Origin of the sequence: Dyadobacter crusticola DSM 16708 (assembly GCF_000701505.1) — a bacterium.
In the GTDB taxonomy this organism is placed as follows: Bacteria; Bacteroidota; Bacteroidia; order Cytophagales; family Spirosomataceae; genus Dyadobacter; species Dyadobacter crusticola.
Map to the genome: position 1 here is coordinate 436,933 of NZ_JNJB01000007.1, position 21,307 is coordinate 458,239.

15 protein-coding genes are annotated in these 21,307 nt (G+C 48.3%); 5 read left to right on the forward strand and 10 right to left on the reverse strand.

What is annotated here, in order from left to right; all coding sequences use genetic code 11:
• Nucleotides 1-254 precede the first annotated feature (254 nt).
• Both Q369_RS0112385 and Q369_RS0112390 read right to left on the reverse strand, forming a co-directional pair.
• On the reverse strand, nucleotides 255-725 hold the full coding sequence (locus Q369_RS0112385) for a hypothetical protein (RefSeq protein ID WP_031528127.1): 471 nt from the start codon (nucleotides 723-725) through the stop codon (nucleotides 255-257).
• Nucleotides 726-1,232: 507 nt separating this feature from the next.
• Nucleotides 1,233-1,688, reverse strand: a complete 456-nt coding sequence (locus tag Q369_RS0112390; RefSeq protein ID WP_031528128.1) for an NUDIX hydrolase — start codon at nucleotides 1,686-1,688, stop codon at nucleotides 1,233-1,235.
• Between the two features lie 123 nt (nucleotides 1,689-1,811).
• Between Q369_RS0112390 and Q369_RS0112395 the strand changes: the two genes are divergently transcribed.
• Complete coding sequence (locus Q369_RS0112395; protein WP_084165730.1) at nucleotides 1,812-4,646, forward strand: PQQ-dependent sugar dehydrogenase; 2,835 nt, start codon at nucleotides 1,812-1,814, stop codon at nucleotides 4,644-4,646.
• Between the two features lie 10 nt (nucleotides 4,647-4,656).
• Here Q369_RS0112395 and Q369_RS0112400 read toward each other — a convergent pair whose 3' ends face one another.
• Together Q369_RS0112400 and Q369_RS0112405 are read right to left on the reverse strand one after the other, a co-directional pair.
• Complete coding sequence (locus tag Q369_RS0112400) at nucleotides 4,657-5,787, reverse strand: metallophosphoesterase family protein (protein ID WP_229206819.1); 1,131 nt, start codon at nucleotides 5,785-5,787, stop codon at nucleotides 4,657-4,659.
• Between the two features lie 132 nt (nucleotides 5,788-5,919).
• The gene (locus tag Q369_RS0112405; RefSeq protein WP_229206820.1) at nucleotides 5,920-8,640 is read right to left on the reverse strand and encodes a PQQ-dependent sugar dehydrogenase; all 2,721 of its coding nucleotides are present in this window, start codon (nucleotides 8,638-8,640) and stop codon (nucleotides 5,920-5,922) included.
• Between the two features lie 201 nt (nucleotides 8,641-8,841).
• Between Q369_RS0112405 and Q369_RS0112410 the strand changes: the two genes are divergently transcribed.
• Complete coding sequence (locus Q369_RS0112410; protein WP_031528132.1) at nucleotides 8,842-9,438, forward strand: OmpH/Skp family outer membrane protein; 597 nt, start codon at nucleotides 8,842-8,844, stop codon at nucleotides 9,436-9,438.
• Between the two features lie 76 nt (nucleotides 9,439-9,514).
• On the opposite strand, the gene Q369_RS0112415 is transcribed toward Q369_RS0112410, so the two are convergent.
• Together Q369_RS0112415 and Q369_RS0112420 are read right to left on the reverse strand one after the other, a co-directional pair.
• A complete protein-coding gene (locus Q369_RS0112415; protein ID WP_051664039.1) occupies nucleotides 9,515-10,834 on the reverse strand; it encodes a Gfo/Idh/MocA family protein in 1,320 nt (439 codons plus the stop codon).
• A gap of 59 nt (nucleotides 10,835-10,893) precedes the next feature.
• Nucleotides 10,894-11,649: an MBL fold metallo-hydrolase gene (locus Q369_RS0112420; RefSeq protein WP_031528134.1), complete on the reverse strand. Its 756-nt coding sequence runs from the start codon at nucleotides 11,647-11,649 to the stop codon at nucleotides 10,894-10,896.
• A gap of 169 nt (nucleotides 11,650-11,818) precedes the next feature.
• Here Q369_RS0112420 and Q369_RS0112425 point away from each other — a divergent pair, with 169 nt between their 5' ends.
• Nucleotides 11,819-12,127: a type II toxin-antitoxin system HigB family toxin gene (locus Q369_RS0112425; protein ID WP_031528135.1), complete on the forward strand. Its 309-nt coding sequence runs from the start codon at nucleotides 11,819-11,821 to the stop codon at nucleotides 12,125-12,127.
• 8 nt (nucleotides 12,128-12,135) lie between these two features.
• Entirely contained in the window at nucleotides 12,136-12,492 is a 357-nt protein-coding gene (locus Q369_RS0112430; RefSeq protein WP_031528136.1) for a helix-turn-helix domain-containing protein, read from the forward strand.
• Here Q369_RS0112430 and Q369_RS0112435 read toward each other — a convergent pair.
• The 4 genes from Q369_RS0112435 to Q369_RS0112450 form a co-directional block, all read right to left on the reverse strand.
• Nucleotides 12,489-13,274, reverse strand: a complete 786-nt coding sequence (locus tag Q369_RS0112435) for an alpha/beta fold hydrolase (RefSeq protein ID WP_031528137.1) — start codon at nucleotides 13,272-13,274, stop codon at nucleotides 12,489-12,491. The two genes, Q369_RS0112430 and Q369_RS0112435, sit on opposite strands and share 4 nt — an antisense overlap.
• A gap of 25 nt (nucleotides 13,275-13,299) precedes the next feature.
• On the reverse strand, nucleotides 13,300-14,775 hold the full coding sequence (locus tag Q369_RS0112440; RefSeq protein ID WP_031528138.1) for a DUF1501 domain-containing protein: 1,476 nt from the start codon (nucleotides 14,773-14,775) through the stop codon (nucleotides 13,300-13,302).
• Between the two features lie 10 nt (nucleotides 14,776-14,785).
• On the reverse strand, nucleotides 14,786-18,049 hold the full coding sequence (locus Q369_RS0112445) for a DUF1553 domain-containing protein (protein ID WP_031528139.1): 3,264 nt from the start codon (nucleotides 18,047-18,049) through the stop codon (nucleotides 14,786-14,788).
• A gap of 183 nt (nucleotides 18,050-18,232) precedes the next feature.
• Complete coding sequence (locus Q369_RS0112450; RefSeq protein ID WP_031528140.1) at nucleotides 18,233-19,600, reverse strand: glycoside hydrolase family 140 protein; 1,368 nt, start codon at nucleotides 19,598-19,600, stop codon at nucleotides 18,233-18,235.
• Nucleotides 19,601-19,689: 89 nt separating this feature from the next.
• Between Q369_RS0112450 and Q369_RS0112455 the strand changes: the two genes are divergently transcribed.
• Entirely contained in the window at nucleotides 19,690-21,306 is a 1,617-nt protein-coding gene (locus tag Q369_RS0112455) for a M81 family metallopeptidase (protein ID WP_031528141.1), read from the forward strand.
• The last annotated feature ends 1 nt before the right edge of the window (nucleotide 21,307 follow it).

Consider the following 21,307-nt stretch of genomic DNA (forward strand, 5'->3'; position numbering starts at 1 on the left):
TAGCATTAGTAAACACCAATGCTGGTTATAAGAATTATGCCAAGTAACTGCTTACAGCCAGCAGCTATGAAGACATGTAATGCAGCCGCCTTACATTTTAATTGCGAGATTTACTGAATCTTCTCTCCAACAAACTATTGTTCGAATTGCATTCAAACGGAATAGGATAGCTGTAAAAAAAGAAATCCATTTCCTTGCAGAAAATGGATTCAATTACCTGTAATAAAAACTTGTTGTTCCAGAATTAATGAAGCTTATTCAGCTGCAACATCCTTTTTAGGCTTGCGGCCGCGCGGCTTTCCGGTATACTCCGGCTTTGGCTCGGCAGTACCTAATGCGAGCTCGTAACCCACTACGCCTTCTTCGTAATTGAAGATCGTGATTTCAAATGTATATTTTGTCTTTTCGAAATCCACTCCACCTTTTTTCAGAATTACGTCCAGCGGAATTGAGAAACCGCGGCCGCTTTTTGTCATTGCAAAAGTGCCTTCCGTTTCCGAGCTAGGTATCAGATAAAGATATTTCAAAGTTCTTTTGCCATCCGGAGCACCTATTTTGAAACGGGTAGTCAAAGGTTCAACGCCCAATTCTTCAAGAGTTTTAGGAGGTAAAACCAACTTACCTGTTCCCGAAATGTAACCGGTAGGTTTAGTTTGTGCCTTCGCTTTCTTTGTAACCGGCGCATTCTCTTCCGGAGAAAAGAACTTGATAGTGTTTGCTTTCATAAAATTAATCTCTGGGTTATTGTGATTGTTACCTGCAAAAATAACAACGAAATGTTCTTATTAAAACCTTTCTCATTAATTATATCAAATTGAAAATAGCCACTCTCTGTATTACCTCAACGCAATTAAATTTAAATTAAAAATCAGCTGTTTTTCAGGTTCAATTTCCCTAGGAATTAACGTTCAACTTTCGCGTAAATGCAACCGTTTGTTAATTAATAAAAACATTTAAAACACTGATGCTAAATAGCTTAATAAAACCGAAAAATAATTGACTGTTAGAAAACCTGATTGATACTGCCGCTTAATGGTCAGACAAAAGCAATGTGTCTTTGTGATACTTATACGCAAATGTAAACCCAAGCTCCGTGTCGGATAAAAGCCGGCGAAGACGAATGAACGCGCACTTTTTTCAGGAAATAACATTATGCATTCCCATCGCACAAGAACTGGTAGCTTTTCAAACCGGGTAAATAATTACCTCGCAAAATCAATCGTGGCAGACGATTATTCCAATATGGAATGCAGTTCGTCCAGGAACGCGGCTTGTTTCTCGTTTATCTTTTCACGCGCTTTTTCGATCGTAAACCATTCTGCTTTATCAATTTCGGGAAAAGTTTGCCGCTTGCCTGAACGCGGCGGCCACTCTATTTCGAAAATATTACTCACGATTTTCTGCGTGTCAATATCTCCTTCCACCGCCCAGGCCTTTACTTCTTTTCCACCTTTTTGTTTGATCGGTGTCAATGCTTTTGCTTCTCCATTTACCGCATAACCCGTTTCTTCCAGAAATTCCCTGCGGGCTGCATCGAGCGGATCTTCGCCATTTTCATATTCACCTTTTGGAATGGACCAGCTGCCCAGATCTTTCCTGCTGAAAAACGGCCCGCCGGGATGTACAAGCAAAACCTCAATTGCTTCTCTCAACCGGTACATCAAAATACCCGCACTTTTATTAGCCATAGTTTATTCGATTTTAGAAATACACTGGTGTTACGATACGCAAAAGGAATTAGAAAAATAAGAAGCTGTCAGTTTTTTATCAGAATATTGCTATATTACCATTATACCATTTCCTGTTAATTTATGACCAGACGTTTCCCACTGATTACCGGCGCCGGTCGGTTTCTTACCAACATCTCCAAAATGACACTGCTCTTCGGAGTAGCTGCATTTACATTCCAGGATAGTCCGCCCAAGCCTGACGACAGCCGCTTTACCCCCATTGTTGTGTCCGACAATCTCGACGAGCCGATGGTTTTTGAGGTACTTACAGACGGTTCTGTTTTCATCGCAGAAAGAAAAGGGGCTTTAAAAAAATACAATCCTTCCACCAAATCCACCGACCTGATTGCCACCATTCCGGTAAATACCAAATATACAAGCGCAGAAGGTGTGGTACGTGAAGCGGAAGAAGGATTAATGGGTCTGACAATGGACCCGAACTATGACAAAAACCATTGGATTTACCTGTACTACGCACATCCGACCGAGAAAAAACACATTCTGGCCCGCTGGGAAGTGAAAGACGAGCAGCTGGTAGAAAGTACAAAAAAGGTCGTGCTCGAAGTGGATACGCAGCGCGAAGTCTGCTGCCACACTGGCGGCGGAATGACCTGGGACAAAGCAGGCAACTTATATCTGACCATCGGCAACAATACCGGTAACCAAAAAGCCGCACAGACCGACGAAAGACCAGGAAGAGCCAGCTGGGACGACCAGGGACATGCTGGAAATACGAATGATTTGCGAGGTAAAATCCTTAAAATCCATCCTGAACCAGATGGTACCTACACCATCCCGAACGGAAACCTTTACCCAAAGGGAACACCGAAAACACGTCCGGAAATTTATTCAATGGGACATAGAAATCCGTGGCGCATTGCGGTTGATAGCAAAACAGGCTACTTGTACTGGGGCGAAGTGGGGCCGGATGCAAGTGAGGATTCGGAGATCGGTCCAATGGGCTACGACGAGCTGAACCAGGCGCGCAAGCCGGGCAATTTTGGCTGGCCGTGGTTTGTAGGAAATGATCAGGCTTTCCCTGTTTACGACTATGCAGCCAACAAGCCGCTCGACAAGAAGGACCCAAAAAATCTTGTGAATACATCACCGAACAACACCGGTTTGCGCGAATTGTTGCCCACTGCGCCGAGCTTCATTTACTATCCTTATGGTATCTCCGAGAAATTCCCGCTCGTAGGTTCCGGCTCGCGCAGTGCTACCGGTGGACCGATTTATCACCGTGCAGACTTCAAGGCACCAAAACGTCCGTGGCCGGCTTATTACGAAGGCAAATGGATCGCCGCCGACTTCTCCCGCGGCTGGATTATGGCTATATCAATTGATGAAAAAGGTGATTATGCAGGAATGGAGCGCGTTGCACCTAACTACCACCCTGTTCAGCCCATTGACATTAAATTCGGTCCAAATGGCGACTTGTATGTACTGGAATACGGCAGCAACTGGTTCAAGAAAAGTGACAATTCGCGCCTGATCCGCATTGAGTATAATGGCGGAAACCGCAAGCCGGTTGTGCAGGTATCTACGGACAAAAAAGGCGGAACTGTTCCGTTCAAAGCGACCCTATCGGCCGAGGGTACCAAGGATTTTGACGGGGATGCATTGAAATACAGCTGGAAAGTAATGGGCCCGGGCGGCGTTGTGAAGAGCTATAACACTGCAAATCCGACTGCAAGCTTTGACAAACCCGGCATTTACACCGCAAACCTGACCGTAACCGATTCCAAAGGCGCCACAAACAGCCAGTCACTGAAAATCGTCGCAGGCAACGAGCCGCCGAAAGTGGCGGTGAATATCGAAGGCAATAAAACCTTCTTTTTTGCAGGAAAAGCAATCCCATATTCCATCGATGTGAGCGACAAGGAAGACGGCAGTCTTTCCGACGGGAAGATCAGCGCTGATCAGGTTGCGGTGAGCATTGACTATGCTTCCGAAGGTTTCGATTACGCAGAAATCATTCAGGGACAGCGCAGTGTAGATGCTTCCACACAGTTTGCTGTCGCCAATGTACTGATTAATAAAAGCGATTGCAAAGTGTGCCACCAGCCGGAAACCAAGTCAGTCGGACCTTCTTTTGCTGACATTTCGAATAAATACGAAGGTCAGCCCGGCGTTACCGAAAAGCTCGTGAAGAAAGTACTTGAAGGTGGCTCCGGTGTGTGGGGCGAAGTAGCGATGGCGGCCCACCCTGCCCTGCCGGTTGCTGATGCAGAAGTGATTGTTAAATACATTCTGAACAGTACTGACAAAACGCTCAGCACCCTGCCGGTAAAAGGGGAATACACACCCAAGATCCCGGCCCAGGATAATGGAAGAGGAACTGTACTGATCCGGGCGGCATTCACAGATCGTGCGGTAAGCGGCAGTAAGGCGGTTCCTTCACAAACAACGGAAGAGATGATCGTACTCCGCAGCCCTGAGCTTACGGTGTCGGATGCAGCTGTGGTGAAAGGCGCTGACATGAAGGCAATAGGTTCACAAGGCGCAGGTTTCCTGGCAATGCCTTTTGCAAACAGCTTCCTGGCATTCAACAACATCGATCTGACCAGCATTGATAAGCTGGAAATTACCGCGACTGCTCAGAAACGGGAAGGCGCCGTAGGCGGAACAATCGAGCTGAGACTTGGCTCGCCCACCGGAACGATGATCGGCAAAAAAGAGGTAGAGCTTGCTCCGGAAGTAGATATGGCCAAAATAATGGCGGAACTCGAAAATCAGAACAAGAACCTGAAACCGGGCGAAAAGCCGAAAACCTTTTCACGCCCGGCACGCAAGCCAGTGGAAATCGACATTGAACCGACCAAGGGTAAACACGATATTTACCTGGTATTCAAAAATGACAGCGCACAGCCCATTCAGCCGTTGATGTCACTGACGAAAATCAAGTTCATTCAATAACAAATGGAGTCTACACCAGCATAGAAAAGTGATCAGCCAGGTCGGCGTTAATACCCGGCCGGCTGCGCTTTTCGTGTGGTAAGGTGTAAAAATTCACCCGGACCCCTATATTCCCCTGCTTTCTCTCCAAAGTCACTTTCAGAAATCCGTGCTTGGTATCGCAATGGTTTTCGAGCGCTACGCCTTCAAATAGCTTGTGTTTTTCCGTAAATCGCGTGTCATAAGTGGTAGCCACGGGATGCAGCTCATCGTAACCGCCGCCGCCTGCTACAATGAACGGAACGGTCTTGCCGTCCGAATAGGTTTTGGTAAAACGCTGGTAATTATGGACGTGCCCGCTGAAAACAATATCCGGACGCACACCAGCTTCTGCAAATGCTTTATCCAGAAAATCGATCATATACAAGCTTGATCCGTGGTTAACATCCGCTGAATAAGGCGCGTGGTGGACAGTGAGCAAAATGGCTTTTCCGGGCCGCTGCTGGTCTGCGCTGCGGAGTTCGCTGATCAGCCACTCACGTTGCTCGGGTGTGATTATTCCAAACTTTGTCACATTCCCATACATACCAATGACGGACGCAATGGGCGTTTCGAGTGTCCAGTACACATTCGGCTGTACCATACTTTTACGTTCCGCGCCATTGCTGAATGGAACTGCGGCCGGTTTTGGTGTACAAAAAACGGTAGTGAACGGATCAAGGCTTTTATACCTGACTCTGGAATCGGGATTTACATCACTGTCATGGTTGCCGGGAATAGCAAAAACAGGTCCGGGATACTTTTGAAAAGGTTCGAAAAACTGTCGGCTATATTGACTTGCCTCGCCGTAGTTGTAGACAATGTCGCCCAAATGATACAAAAACCTGGGTTTATCTTCCATATCGTCCTGCGCCTCATACTGCTTCACCATTTCAGCTACGACCAGCTTCTGGTAATCAGGGTTATGTACGCTGCCGGTATCGCCCAGCATGTGAAAAACCAGTTTGTCGGGATCAACTTCGGGCAGTACCGTTTCGAGCGCCAGGTGGTAGGGGTACTCGCCGGTAGGTTTTGGAAGAGGCTGGAATTTGTAGGAATCGTCGGGTTGGTTTTTCTTCAAAACCGGTGTGGTGTGCTTCTGAGGCCAGTAAGATTTCATCATGAGTAACGGAGTTCGCTCACAATTTCAACACAATTTCCCGGATTTTAGTTGAAAGAATAAAACACAAATGCCGGCACTATCACCGGCATTTATCTAAAACTACTCAAAAGCTGCTCTTTGCCAGTAATCTAGCTACTGCTCAAAATACATCCAGTCGATATGGAATAATGGGCCTTTTACTTTTTCATTTTTGAAAATAAAGTACAGATCACGCAGGCCCGGTGTCCCTTTCACGGGCACAACAATCTCCTTCCAGCCAATTTTCAGATCTTCCAGAAATCCCCCGGCAATCTGAGTTTGTCCGACCAGCAATCCATCTTTCGAACCCTGGCGGATTTCAATGGTACCCCCTCCCCCATGTTCCTGCACCCGCAAGCGGATCGCTTTCACATCTTGAAGGTCGATATCCGTGAAGCGGACGAATTTTCCGTTGGTGATATTAGCGATGTAGGAGTTGAAGCCGGTATTCAATGTAGCCACAACCACACCGGCATTGCCTTCGTAGTAATCTTCCATTTGTATCAATGGATTTTTAAGTACCAGGTGACTGGATGTACTGAGCGGCGCGATTCCATTTGCGCCAAGGTCTGTATAACTAGCCAGCAGTACATAGGCGCCTTCATTTCCTTTTCCCTGATGTTCGTCCAGCTTGATCTTGCCGCTTAGCGGCCGGCTCGCCTGCTGGCGCGCGAGGGAAAGAATGTAATCCGCAATCTCCCGCGCATCTTTTTTCGGGAGATCGGCGTGTGGCGGCATCGGGTAAGATCCCCAATTGCCGCTGCCGCCCGAAATGATCTTGGTAGCCAGCATATCCCCTGCTTTCTCGTCCGTTGCGTACCGTTTTGAGATGTCCTTCAACGCAGGTCCGATCGACTTGGTCTCCATGGTATGGCAGGATTTACAATCCAGCGACGCGTAAAGCTTTTCAGTGGCGGCAAACTGCATATTACCGGCAGGCGAGCTCAATGCACCGGCAAGATCTTTTCCGAAAGGCAGATAACTGAATGTCACCGTCACCTTTTCAGGCTTAATCTGCCCATCCTCTTTGTCTTTAACATTTACCTTATAACTGAGCTCACTGTCTTCCCAGTAGAAACTCCTGTTTCCGGAAGTCCCGATTGCTACTACCGGCGGCGTGTTGCCGATCCGGAACTCGGTTGTGGCAGTACTTTGCCCGCCATGCTGGTCCGTTACGGTAAGCACCACATTGTAAGTGCCAGGCTTTGTAAAAGTGTGCTTGATGTCCATTCCGGTCACCTTTTTGTTGCCGATCTTCCATTCATAGGTAAGCTTGTCACCGGGATCGTAGTCCCTTGAACCATTTGCTGAAAGTGTGGCTGTAAATGGCGCAGCGCCAATCCTGCTGCCCGTTGCGACTGCCGCCACGGGCTTTCTGTTGCCTTCCGAATATTCCACGCGGATAATGCCGGAGTTAGTATTTCTTGCAAACCAGTTGGTACCGTAAGCAAGCAGGTAAATGGCGCCGTCCGGTGCAATCTGCATATCAATGGGCGCCACAACCTGCAACTGCGGCAAGAAAGGCTCCATGCTTTTGTAATCTCCATCTTCGTCCATTGTTACCGCCATGATCCATTTCCGGATCCAATCAAAAATGAAGAGCTTTCCATTGTAGTAATCAGGCAGCTTGTAAGGTGCATTCGGATATTGATCACTGTAAAATACCGGCCCCGCCATCGCGCTCGCTCCGCCTTTGCCAACCTGCGGCCACTTTTTGGATGGACCTTTTCCGTACCAGATGAATGCAGGCTGAGCCGGTGGCAGCTCTCTTACACCCGTGTTGTTGGGTGAATCGTTGATCGGTTTCAACGGATTTTTTCCAGGACCTTCTTTCTTTGTCTCAAAATCATAATCGGGGAAAACTTCATTATCGCCCAGGAAATAGGGATAGCCGAAAAAGCCCGGCTTTCGGGCCTGGTTGATTTCGTCGTAGCTCAGCTTTCCCTCGCTTGCCGCTATTTCCGTATCAGGTCCCACGTCTCCCCAGTATACATATTTTGTTTTTGGATCAATCGACACCCGAAATGGGTTTCGCAATCCCATTGCATAAATCTCAGGCTTGCCTTTTGAACCATCTTTTGGAAAAAGGTTACCGTTGGGAATGCTGTAAGTCCCGTCCGCCTCGGGCTTGATCCGCAGGATCTTACCTCTGAAATCATTGCTATTGGCTGTCGAAGCCTGGTCATCGGCCAGCTCACGTCCGGGGCGCTCGTCTATCGGATTGTGACCTTCGATCTCTTCCGCGTTCGTATTGTCTCCGATGGACAGATATAACAAACTGTCCGCATCGAATGTAATATAACCGGCTGAATGACAGCAGTACTTACGCTGCGTGGGCACTTCCAGCAATACCTTTTTTGATTCAGTGACAAGCTTCCTGTTACGGAGCTCAAAGCGCACCAGCTGACTCACCGGCTTATCGCCTGCCACACCATAATAGAAGTACAGCCAGTTGTTGTTCCTAAAATCCGGGTCCGCCGCGACACCCAGCAAACCGTCTTCAATGCCGCTGAAAACATTGAACTGTGCGATAGTAGATAACTCTTTGGTCGTATTATCAAAATACCGGACTGCCCCTTTCCGCTCCGCAACGATAATGTCATAATTCGGCAGTATTGCCATTTCCATTGGCTCGTCGAGACCGGATACCAATGTGTTGTAGCTAAACCGGCTCGTATCCGGGCCGCTCTGCGGATTGATATTGACGCGAATAGCCTCCTGTTTGATACCGGCATCTGGTACCGCACGAAAAAGAGGAGCCCGGTAACCGGGATTGGACGCAACGGAAATTACAGCCGTCGCAATGAAAGTTGCGAGAGAGAAAAGTCTATTCAATGTTTAGTCTGGTTTAGGATTCGGACGGGGACATTCAAGTCGGAGGACCGCCTGTTGCAATTTCCAAAAATTGCCGGAGATGTGGGCTGCTTCTGCTCAAATGTTTTTCAGGCATTTAAGTAACCATTTTAACATTATTTAACACAATGCGAACAGCCTCAATGCGTTACCCAACTATGTTCCACCTTTACCATCTCAACAATGAAAATTGTATCCTTGCTTGCCGCATTCCTGCTGGTAACTTCTCAAATCAGTTTCGGACAGAATAACGACCAGAAAATCGGGTATGTCGACCAGCAGCACATTCTCGAAAATATGCCGGAGTTCAAGAAATTAAACCAGGAAATTGTTGTCAAAGGCGAACAATACGACAAGATCCTGAAAGGTAAGTACGACGAGTTCAAGACGAAATCTGACGCCCTGGAAAAGCTTGCCGCTTCGAAGGCTGATCAGGCAATTCTGCGCGACAAGGCTATCGAACTGGAAAACCTGAAAAAATCATATGAGGATTTCGAAGCCAATTCAATGGCCGAACTCCGGAATTTCTATTCCAAAAAGTTTGAGCCTATTAAGCAAAAAGTCAATGAAGCGATCATTTTCGCGGGCAGGCAAAAGGGATATGCATTTCTTTTAAGAATGGATTTGAATCCGAATGGAGGCGATATCTGGCCGGTTGTGTTATATGCAAGGGATTCTACCAGTAATCTCACAACCGATATCATGAAAAATCTGGGAATTAATGCAGCAGCAGCTTCAACACGTAAAACGGGATTACCACAAGTGTTACAGCAGAAATAAAAGCCGTTTGGTCAGCAAAATGTCCTTCACATAGATTGAGAAGGACATTTTGTTTGTTCGTTATTTTTAAATTCAATCAACCAAGCTCAGGCTCCGGTCCGTGCAGTGATTGATTGGTTGCAGTTGAATTAATCTTCACAGGCTTCCCTTCTTTTGCGGATTGATAAATGGCTTCCATTAATATATGGTCCTGCAAACCTTCTTCTCCAGGTGTAAATGGTCGCTTGTTTTTGATAATACAATCTGAAAAATGATCCATTTCCAGTGCAAACTGGTTTTTCTCGGCCAATCCAATATTCTGCTGCAATTCCATCAGCCCGTCTGCCTTAGCCGACATCAGATCCTGGCCTTTGTAGGCGTAAGCTTTGTTCATATCCAGCCAGCCGCGTTCGCACATCACGCGGTAGCGTCTGCTTTCGTGGACATTGTAATGCGTTGCACAACTCGCCACGACGCCGGACGGAAACCGCATTTGCCAGGAAACCATTTCCTCTACTTCTTTGAACAATGGATTCCCCGGGGTACTGTACTGGTAAGCGAAAACCTCCGTTGGCTCCTCGCCTAAAACAAACCGCGTGGTGTTCAGGCAGTACAAGCCGATATCCGGCAGTGCACCTCCACCGGCCAATGCCTTTTTATGCCGCCAGTGATCCGGATTTGCGCTGCTCTGACAATTGAATGCATCCACGAATTTGACAGGCCCGAATTCCTTCTTCTGAACCAGCTCCCGCAGCTTGCGATTGTGCGGCTGGTACTGAATGCGGTACGCGACCATTAATTTAACTCTCGCTTTATTGCAAGCATCAATCATTTCCCTGCATTCTGCCGGACTGACCGCCATTGGTTTTTCACACAAAATGTGCTTCCCTGCCGCGGCGCCCCTCACTGTATATTCTTTATGCATACTGTTGGGCAGCACGATATAGATTACGTCCACGTCCTTATTGTCTTTCAGCTTGTCATAGGTTTGATAACTGTAACAATTTGATTCAGCAATCCCGTACTGCGCCGCAACTTTCTTCATTTTATCCGGCGTGCCGCTTACCAATGCAACCAGCTTCGACTTCTTGCACGAGCCCAATGCAGGTAAAATTTCCTCCAATGATAAATGCCCCAGTCCCACTACCGCGTAGCCAATGCGGCGGTCTGGCGGCAGTGGCGTAGGTACCGGCCCGCTTTGCTGGTCGTATTCCGACTTCCACTTTTCAAGAACAATGGGATCTTCGACGTCTTTGGGAATATTGACGGTAGTCTGCGCCTGGGCCTGATCGGCTTTAATGGAAGCGGCGATGGTCCCGATAGCTCCTGCCGCGAGGTATTTACCAGTCGCGGACAGGAATTTCTTTCGGGAAAAATGATCGGTATTCTTGTTTGTGTACGGTGTAGCTGAATGCATCTCTTTCGTTTGTTGATGATAATATTGAAAGAGACTTGGCAATTACTGTGCCTCAGCAATCACTTGATGGTATACCAGTCGCGCAAACGCACGTCGATGGACTTGTTGCCTTCATTTACCAGTTTCTTGAAAGCTTCCGTATCGCTTAGTCCATTCTGGCCGCGGTAGTGATATGGATAAACGATTTTGGGCTTGAAGTCGAGCACCGCAGAGGCCGCCTCCTTGATGTCCATCGTATAAGGCAAATTCATGCAGACGAAAGCTACGTCGATGTTTTTCAACGCGCGCATTTCAGGAATGCCCGAAGTATCCCCGCTGATGTAAATGGTTTTGTCACCAAACTTCAACACATACCCATTGCCCCGCCCTTTGGTGTGCCGCGAGTCAGCCGATTCAGGCAGGTTATACATGGGAATAGCCGTAATGGAGATATCCAGTTTGTTGATCGTCTGGCCGTTGGCTACGCTCACAGCCTTCGCCTTCATTGTTTCCGACATTTTTTCAATCACTGCGGGAGGCGCGATGATGATTGCTTTATTCAGGTCAATCGCGTCTAAAGTAGCCGGATCAAAATGGTCGCCGTGAATATCTGATATCAATACCAAATCGGGCGCGGCGATTCCCTGGAAAGTTTTGGCACCACCGTATGGGTCTGCATAAATGGTCTTTCCATTCCACGTCAGTGCCATTGTTGCGTGGTTCAAAGGCTGCACTTTCAACGGACCTTTGGAGGTTTTCAGATCATCAGCCGCAGGAAGCTGCGACCATGCAGCTGTGCCGATCAGGAGCAGTAAAAAGCTTAAAACTGTTTTCATTTCAGTAGTATTTGAGTTACCGCGGAAAGTACTGGTTTAAGCTTGTATTTACAATTTTCCATTGAGCAACCGGCTGATAAATGGGAGGCAGGTATTCTGCAGAAGTTTATAGATTTAGACTTGGAAATTCACGAAAATCCATACTTTTGTTCACTATTAGTAAACTTACATGTTTAACATCATTGCCCGACACACACTATTGACCTATTGTGAACTACATCCTAACGCCACAAATGCATTAAGAGAATGGTACAGCCAAAAGATAAAGAGCGATTTTACAAACTTCCATCAGGTGAAGGCTCTATTTGGAAATGCTAGTCTTGTAGGTGACAATCGGGTCGTATTTAATATTATGGGAAATCATTACCGGCTTGTAGTCAGAATTGTTTTTGAATACAAAACCATCCAGATTAAATGGTTCGGGACACATGCCGAGTACGACAAAATTGATGTAAAAACGATTAACTACAAACCTTAAAGTGAACTATGGAATTGAGACCAATCGAAACCAAGGAACAACATGAACAAATGTTGGAATGGGTTGACCGCCAGTTTGATATTGCCCCAGACCCGAACAGTCCTGAAGGAATTAAGTTGCAAATCGCATTAATTCTTATCAAAGCGTTTGAGGATGTACACTACCCTATATCTGCTCCTGATCCGATTGAGGTTGTGAAGCAAAAAATGGACGAGAAAGGTTTGAAGAGTAAGGATCTCGTAATTTGGATCGGGAGCAAAAGTTATGTTTCAGCTCTTTTAAACCGAAAAAAACCTCTTACCCTCAAAATTGCCCGCATTCTCCACGAGAAGCTCGGGATTCCAGCGAAGGTATTTTTAGGTTAGCCGTTTTGCCTTTCTAAAAACTCGTTTACCACATAAGCTGTGAATTCCGGCAATCTGCTGCCTTGCTGGAACGTGCAGATCTCGCCAATACATTCGCCATGCACGCCTGGCATAACGAGCAGCTCCGCATTTGGAATAAGTTCCGAGATTTCCGTAGTATGCGCAACGGTCACTACGTCCCGGTTGCCGGTCATGATCAAAGCAGGAACGTCAATGGCGCGCAGACTTTCATCCGGCCAATCCTTGAATGCACGCATTCTGTCACGGTCTTTATCGTGCATGACCTGCAAACCTTCCTTGTTTTCTGCTACCGCCAGGTAAGCTTCCTGCAAAGGCGCCGGCATATTGTCGAGTGACGCAGTTTCCATGAATTCGAAAAACCCTGGCATCAATCCGGCACGTTTTGTACACGCAGCTACTGCGATCAGCTTGCGTACCAATCCGGGATGCCGGATCGCAACTTGAAGTACCGAGCTGCCGCCATTGCTGAATCCCATAAAATCAGCCTGACCGAAACCCAGGTTGCTCAGAAGCGCTGCTACATCATCTGCATCCTGAGCAAAAGTGACACCCGCTTCCCTATCGCCCGTGCGGCCGTGGGCTTGCAAATCGACACCAATTAACATTCTGTTAGCTGCAAGAAAAGGTATGATGTTGGAAAATGTGGTTTCGATCGTCGACCCGCCGCCATGCACCAATACAAGTGGAATAGCTCCCGATCCGTAAATCTGATAATACATTTTCAATCCATTAACAATCGAGTAACCACTTTCAAATTGCATTGTCCATCTTGATTTACATCTCTTACTAAACCAGCAGCGGCTTCACCACTTTTCCATGAACATCCGTAAGCCGGTACCTGCGCCCCTGGTGCTTAAATATCAATTGTTCGTGGTCAATACCCATTAAATGCATGACCGTCGCCTGAAAGTCATGAACGTGCACGGGATCTTTGATCACATTATAACCGAAATCATCTGTTTGTCCATACACAAATCCCTTTTTGACACCTGCGCCCGCCATCCAGATTGTGAAGCTGCGCGGGTGGTGGTCGCGACCGTAGTTATCTCTTGTTAATTTCCCTTGTGAATAAGCGCCCCGGCCGAATTCACCGCCCCAAACCACCAGCGTTTCGTCAAGCAAACCTCGCTGTTTTAAATCGGTGATCAAAGCTGCGGAGGCTTGGTCTACGCTTTTGGCCATGATTTTAATATCATTTGGAAGGTTCCCGTGCTGGTCCCAGCCCTGGTGATACAGCTGGACAAACTTCACATCTTTTTCGATGAGCTTGCGCGCGAGCAGGCAGTTAGCCGCGAATGTGCCCGGCTTGCGGGACTCTTCTCCGTACAGGTCAAAAATGTAGTCGGGTTCTTTGGAAATATCCATTGTTTCCGGCACGGCAGTCTGCATGCGATACGCCATTTCATACTGCGCCATCCGGTAGTTAATTTCGGGATCGAGTATTTTCTCAAATTGTCCTTGTTGCAGCTTGGCCAGCGAATTCAGCATTCTTCTGCGACTGCTTTTGTCAATTCCTTCTGGATTATTGAGGTAAAAAACGGGATCCGGACCGGAGCGGAAAACGACACCCTGGTGAATGGAAGGCAAGAATCCATTGCTCCACAACTTGGCATAAAGCGGCTGGTCCCCCGCCCTGCCTTTTGAAAGCAGCACCACAAACGAAGGCATATTCTTGTTATCAGACCCCAATCCATAGCTTACCCACGAACCCCAAGAAGGCCGCCCGCCCTGCTGACTGCCCGTTTGAAAAAAAGTAACCGCAGGATCGTGATTGATCGCCTCGGTAAACATCGATCGGATGAAAGTGACATCGTTGACAATGCTGGAAGTGTACGGCATCAACTCACTGATCATCATATCATTGTCGCCGTGCCGCTGGAATTTGTATTTGGAAGCCGCCAGCGGAAAACTGCTTTGTCCCGCTGTCATTCCGGTAAGCCGCTGACCTTTTCGCACAGATTCAGGCAGGTCCTGGCCCCACATTTCTTCCAGCTTGGGCTTATAGTCGAACAATTCAAGCTGCGAAGGCGCGCCGCTTTGGAAAAGGTAGATCACACGCTTCGCTTTCGGTGCAAAATGCGGGTGCCCGAGCGGTAAGCCTGCTGCTTCTGCGGCCTGCGCGGGCTTTTTAGCCAGCAGACTGTCAGCATTCAAAAGAGAAGCCATCGCCGCGGCACCTAGTCCCATACTGGTTTTAGAAAGAAAATTCCTCCTGCTCAGCTGTTCATGGACGTGGTTTTCGAATTCGTTATATAAGCTCATGCTGTGATTTTTACCTTTTGATTAAAAATTCATCAAAATTCATGACGGTACTCGCTACAATAGTGCCTGCTGCTACCTGCACAGGATTCAGCGACTTGTCTACCGGGTACTCTCCTGCTGCCAGCACGGATTTCACGCGTTTCGGATTTTTGCTGAAATCGGTATATTCTTCCTGGTACAACTCCTTCAAAATCGCCCGCTCTTTGGCATCAGGCTGCCTGCTGGTCAATGCGGTGAATGCGTAGGTGATCTGTTCGTCAAGCGTTTTGCCTTTTTTAAGCATTTGCTGCGCCAGCACACGCGAAGCTTCTACAAATTGCGGATCGTTCATCACCACCAGCGCTTGCAGTGGCGTACTCGTTTTTTGTCTTTTTGTCACACAAAAATGACGCTCGGCCGCATCGAAGTTGAGCATCATCGGCGGCGGAGAGCTTCTTTTCCAGATCGTGTAAAGACTCCTCCGATACAGGCTGTCGCCATGCTGCTGCTTGTAGGTAACCTCATTCCGGGTCGCCAGTGCTTCCCACAAACCGTCAGGCTGATATGGATAAGCACTCTTCCCCCCAACGCGCCGGGTAAGCAACCCGCTCGAAGCAAGTGCATTGTCCCTGATCTGCTCCGCACTCATGCGGTAGCTGGGGCCGTGTGCATAAAGCCTATTGTCCGGATCAACCTCGGCCGACTTCGGATTCACCCGCGAAGATTGCCGATAGGTAGCCGACATCACGATCAGTTTCTGCATTGCTTTCACGTTCCAGCGCGACTCCCGGAATGTACTTGCCAGATAGTCAAGCAATTCGGGATGTGTCGGCAGCTCTCCCTGGTTCCCGAAATCATCACTCGATACCACCAAACCTTTTCCAAAGTAGTTCATCCAGAAACGGTTCACAGTAACCCTCGTGAAAAGCGGATGGTCTTCGTGGGTCAGCCATTTGGCGAGCCCTAGTCTGTTTTTAGGGAAATTCTTGGGGATTTTGAAAAAGCTGTCGGGCGTATCGGTGGTAACAGGTTTACCTGGCGCGTCGTAAGCGCCGCGGTTGAGTATAAAGGTTTTACGGGAAAATTTGCGCTCCTTCATCACCATTACATCAACTTCTTTGTCCAGAATCTCGGTTTCTTCGCCTATCAGCTTTCGGCTGTCGGCCATCAGCTTTCTGTATTCGGGATCAAAATTGGTGAGGTAATATTCCTTCAATGCAGCCCGCTGATCAGGTTTTAGCTGCGCCTCCGGCGTTTTTAATGCATTTACTACTTCATTCTTAAAACTGTACATACCGAGCATTTCCAGCGGGGTCAATGTTTTTGTGTAGATTTTGAATTCGTCTACCTCGAAATTCTTCGTCCGCTGGTCAGACAGGCGACCGATATTCAGTCTGTCAACATACCAGTTCGTCTTGTTTTTTCCGTAGAGGATACTTTCGGTCAGCTGGTCATTATGTACCGTCACCTTCGCCGGGCGGCCATTTACATACAATTTCAAGCCGGCTGCTTTACTCAGTCCGTCATACGAAAAGCCGATCTGCGTCCATTTGTTCAGCGGAAACTTGTCAACTGTTTGTATTTCAATTGCATTTTCAGGCCAAACGTGGCTCATCGTCAGCTTGATGCGCCCGTCTTTTTCACGAAACACATTCCAGCCGCGGTACCCGTTCATTACTCCATTGGATTTGTGAAATAAAGAACCAGTCACGGAAGAATCGTGCAGATTAAGCCAGATACTCACGCTAAATGCCTGGTTACGTTCAAAAAATGCGAAGTTATCGCCGAACGAAACCGCATTTTCACCAAAGATATACCGCGCTTTCCCTAACCGGCCATTTCTGGACGCTACATTCGACAGGCTATCATCGCCCTCAGCCGTCGCCTTTTGTTTCGGATCCGCCAGGTTTTGGAATTCCTTTCCTTTTGGTTCGTCAAATGTAAAATAACCTACGAGGTCCGCCTTTTCGCCAGTGACTGCTTTTTCAGGGTCAATGCGCGCATTTTTAAGCCAGTTGTTAAAATTTTGCTCCGCCGCCTTGGCGTACGCATTCAGCTGCGACTTTTCTTTTGTCAGATTCTGATGAATATATTTCAGCTTAGCTTCGGCCTCAGGCGTGGGCAGTGTAATTGCCGGGCTGGCTTCTCCATTGTAAGGGATCTGCCCGTTTTCATTGTTATTATTGAAAAACGCGTAAAGTGAGTAATAGTCTTTGTGGCTGATCGGATCATATTTATGATCATGGCAGCGGGCGCATTCGACGGTAATGCCCAGGAATGTTTTGCCAAAAGTATCAGTCCGGTCCGCCACGTAAGCCACGCGATATTCTTCGGGTACAATCCCGCCTTCCTGACTCTGCTGGTGCATGCGGTTGAAGCCGGTTGCTACGAGCTTATCACGCGTGGGATTAGGCAGCATATCCCCAGCCAGCTGCCAGGTTACAAACTGATCGTAAGGTTGATTTTGGTTAAAAGACTTAATTACCCAATCTCGGAAAGGCCAGGCTGTTCGCAAGCCGTCATCCTGATACCCGTGCGTATCTGCATACCGCGAAGCATCCAGCCAGGGTACCGCCATGTGCTCACCATAATGCGGCGAAGCCAGCAGCCTGTCGACCACCTTCTCATACGCACTGGTCGATTTGTCATTCATAAACGCGGCTACTTCCTCGGGAGTCGGCGGCAGGCCGGTTAAGTCCAGGTATACCCTCCGCAGCAGCGTTGTTTTGTCTGCTTCTCTCGCCGGGATCATTCCTTTATCTTCCAGCTTTTTAAGGATGAAAAAGTCGATCGGGTTTTTGGCCCACTTTTCATTTTTAACCTTCGGTACTTTTGGTTTTTCTACTTTGGTAAATGCCCAGTGCGGCTTGTATTCAGCGCCTTCTTCCACCCATTTGATCAAAATCGCTTTTTCTCGGGCAGTTAAGGTAAGGTGTGATTCGGGAGTCGGCATCACAATGTCCGGGTCTGCCGACAGGATGCGGTGGACCAGCTCGCTGCTGCCTGGCTTACCTGGCTTGATCGCCTTCAATCCACTTTCAGCCTCCTTCTTGTAAGCAACTTCCGCCACATCAAGACGCAGGTTAGCCTTCTGGTGATTCGCGTCAGGCCCGTGGCAGGCAAAGCAGCGATCTGACAAAATCGGCTTAACGTCGTAAGTATAATCAACCGGCTGCACAAGCGTGGACATTTCCTGCGCCACGTCGTCCGGCAAATCAATCTGCTTGTCGCAAGAGGCAAAAAGCAGTCCCGCAATGGGAAGTATCCACGTGTATTTCAAAAGGGTTTTAGGCATCAATCGTATTCGTTACCCGGAATAAACAAGTATACTGCTTCCCGGTTTTTACAAACTTATTATAACAATTGTTATACTAATTTAAGCAAAAATGCCGGCATGCCAAGTAAAAAGGCTTTTGGGAAATGCATTTAGCTAATTAACAGCCAGTGTTTTGCAGCTTTTTGACTGTCCCCGGAAGTTTCAAGGCTTTGGATAGTTCTTTGAAGCATCGTCCACTACCAGTACCCAGTCTTTTCCGTAGCCTGAATCGGGCGGGGTAAACTTGTTTACCGCTTTGCTATCTACCTGCCCTGCATCCTTGGTCTTGCCGGTTCTCGGATCGTACCAGAATGCATTCAGCTGGCTTCCGGTGATTTTTCCGGGGTTAATGGAAAAAGGCTTTCCTGTTGCGGTATAAACAAATATGTAATCCTTCCCTCTTGTCGCCTGAATGCGCTCGTACGCTGACAGATCGCCTTCGGCTACAATGGACTGGTCGGGTACGCGGTCGGTAACCGGGCGCGATTCGATCAGTTTTCTTACATACTTCATCTGATTAGCCCCGGGCAGGTCCATTGCCTGCTGCCAGAAAATGTGCGGGTTGTTGACAGCTTCCCGATTTGGCGCATACATCTGCCAAATATCGTGGCAGCCGTAGGTGTGGCCAAATGCGCCTGCAAACAGGTCGAGGTAAGCCGATTTCCGTACATCATAAGCATTGGATGTACCCAGTTCTCTTGCATTGAAACAAACCGGGTGATCTTCGTAAATCGGCTCTCCGTCGATGACCGGCTTGATCAGCTGCCTGTCGTAAGAACCCTTGATATTGTTGTAAACCGCAGCGTCGCGGCAATGCCCGGTTTGAAACATATTGAAATCCAGCCACTCATCCTGGTGAAACCATTCGCTCGCTCCCTCCTTGTTGGGCTGCGGGTGGTAGGTCATCATCACTTTATCAGCTCCGCCGGCACCGGCAGTAATACCAGCTGCCATTGCACGCCATATCTCTGTATCGCGCGTGCCGGGTCTCGGGTTTCTGTCCCCGCCCAGTACCCAGAACATGTTTTTACGCGCTTTATACCGGTTACCGAGCCACTTTCCATACACTTCCGCATTTGATTCATTGAAAACCTCCGGCCCTTTTCCCCAGGTCGATTTGAAAACCTTGTCGCCCCAGGTAGGCAGAAATGCGATGTTGATTCCTATCTCAGCAGCTTTGTCGATAATGTAATCCACGTGCTTGAAATAAGCTTCATTCGGCTTTGTGGGATCATTATTGATAAACGGCCGCTCACCATAGGGATTAGGAACTTCAAGCCCGTCGAACTCGGCCAATGCAACTGCCTGGACCACCGTGAAACCCTGCGCCGCCCGCTTTTTCAGGTAGTACTCCGCTTCCTCCCGATCCAGCCGGTGAAACAGTTCCCAGGCAGTATCTCCGAGCCAGAAGAATGGTTTACCATCTTTCATCAGGTACCTTTTGTTGCTGCTGATCGTGAAAGCCTGTCCGAAAACGCCGAAACAGATGAAGATCAGGAATAATGTCGGGAGAATGCGGGAGAGTCTCATTGGGCTGCTGGCGGAGATATAGTTCAAATGTTTTTTGCTTATGTTTAAACAAAATAAAACCCTTAATCCGGTTTGTTAAAATTTTATATATGAAAACTACATTTTTCGCGGTTTTTTCTTTGCTGCTCGGCACATTCCAGCCACTTTCTTCTACGTTGACCAAAAATCTTGACGAAGAAAAAAGGGTTAGCGAAACTGCCCGCATTGCCGTCGCTCCTAAGGCGGCTCCCCGCATTGCTATTGCCGGACTGGGTATCGAATCCAGCACTTTTTCACCTGCGTTGACAACCGAAGAGGCTTTTCACGCCCGGTACGGCGATCAGGTTTTTGCCGCCTACCCATTCATGTCGCCGGACTCCGGTATCCGCGCGAAAGCTACGTGGCTGCCTGCATTGGTAGGCAAATCGCTCCCTGGCGGTGCTGTCACGCGTGAAGCTTACGAGTCGCTTGTGAAGCAAACGCTCGAATTGTTGAAAAAGAATGCTCCTTATGATGGTCTGTTCTTCGATATCCACGGCGCCATGAGCGTAGTAGGTCTCGACGACCCGGAAGGTGACTTCATTGTGCGTATCAGGGAAATGGTAGGTACAAAGACGCTTATCTCAACTTCAATGGACCTGCACGGTAATGTATCCTGGCGTCTGGCCCAGCATACCGACCTGATTACCTGCTACCGGATGGCGCCCCACGAAGATGCCATGCAAACGAAAAAACGCGCAGTGACGAACCTGCTCGCCAGACTCGAAAGCGGCAAGGGAAAACCTGCCTACAAAGCTTGGATCCCCATTCCCGTTCTGCTGCCGGGTGAAAAAACGTCGACGCGCATTGAGCCTGGAAAACGGATTTACGCAGCAGTGACACCGGCTTCCACGCAAAAAGGGATCATTGACGCAGCAATGTGGGTGGGATACGCCTGGGCCGACGAGCCGCGTAACCACGCCGTGGTTATGGTGACGGGTGACGACAAAAAAGCGGTAACTACCACCGCTGAAAAGCTGGCGAAAAGCTTCTGGGATGTACGGAAGGAATTTGCATTCGTAGCGCCGACAGGCTCCTTGCAAGAGGCTTTGGACAAAGCCGTAAACAGCGACAAAACGCCTTATTTCATCAGTGATTCAGGTGATAACCCAACTGCTGGCGGCGCCGGCGATGTTACGTGGACTATCACAGAAATCCTGAAAAGACCGGAGTTCCAGAACGAAAATGGGAAATCGCTGATCTACGCTTCCATTCCCGGTCCTGAGCTGGTGGCGGAAGCAGTGAAGGTGGGAGTTGGGGGAAAAATAGATGCATTAGCAGGTGCGAAAATGGATGCACGCTTTGCGCCGCCTGTGCGCCTGAAAGGAACTGTGACCGCCATCGAGCACGGCGACCGCAATGCAGAAACCGAAGTAGTGGTGAAAGTAGGGAGCGTGAGTGTCATTGTTACGAAAAAACGCAAGCCTTACCACAAGGAAGCAGATTTCACGCGGCTGGGACTGAATCCGCGCAAGTCCGATATCGTGGTTGTGAAAATAGGCTACCTCGAACCAGAGCTATACAACATGCGCGCAGACTGGACGCTTTCACTTACGCCCGGCGGCGTAGACCAGAACCTGGAAGGATTGGGGTATAAAAGGGTGAAAAGACCGATCTTTCCATTAGATAAGGATATGAAGGAGCCCGACTTGAAAGCCAGGCTTGTTCCCTCTTCTGACAGCAAATAAC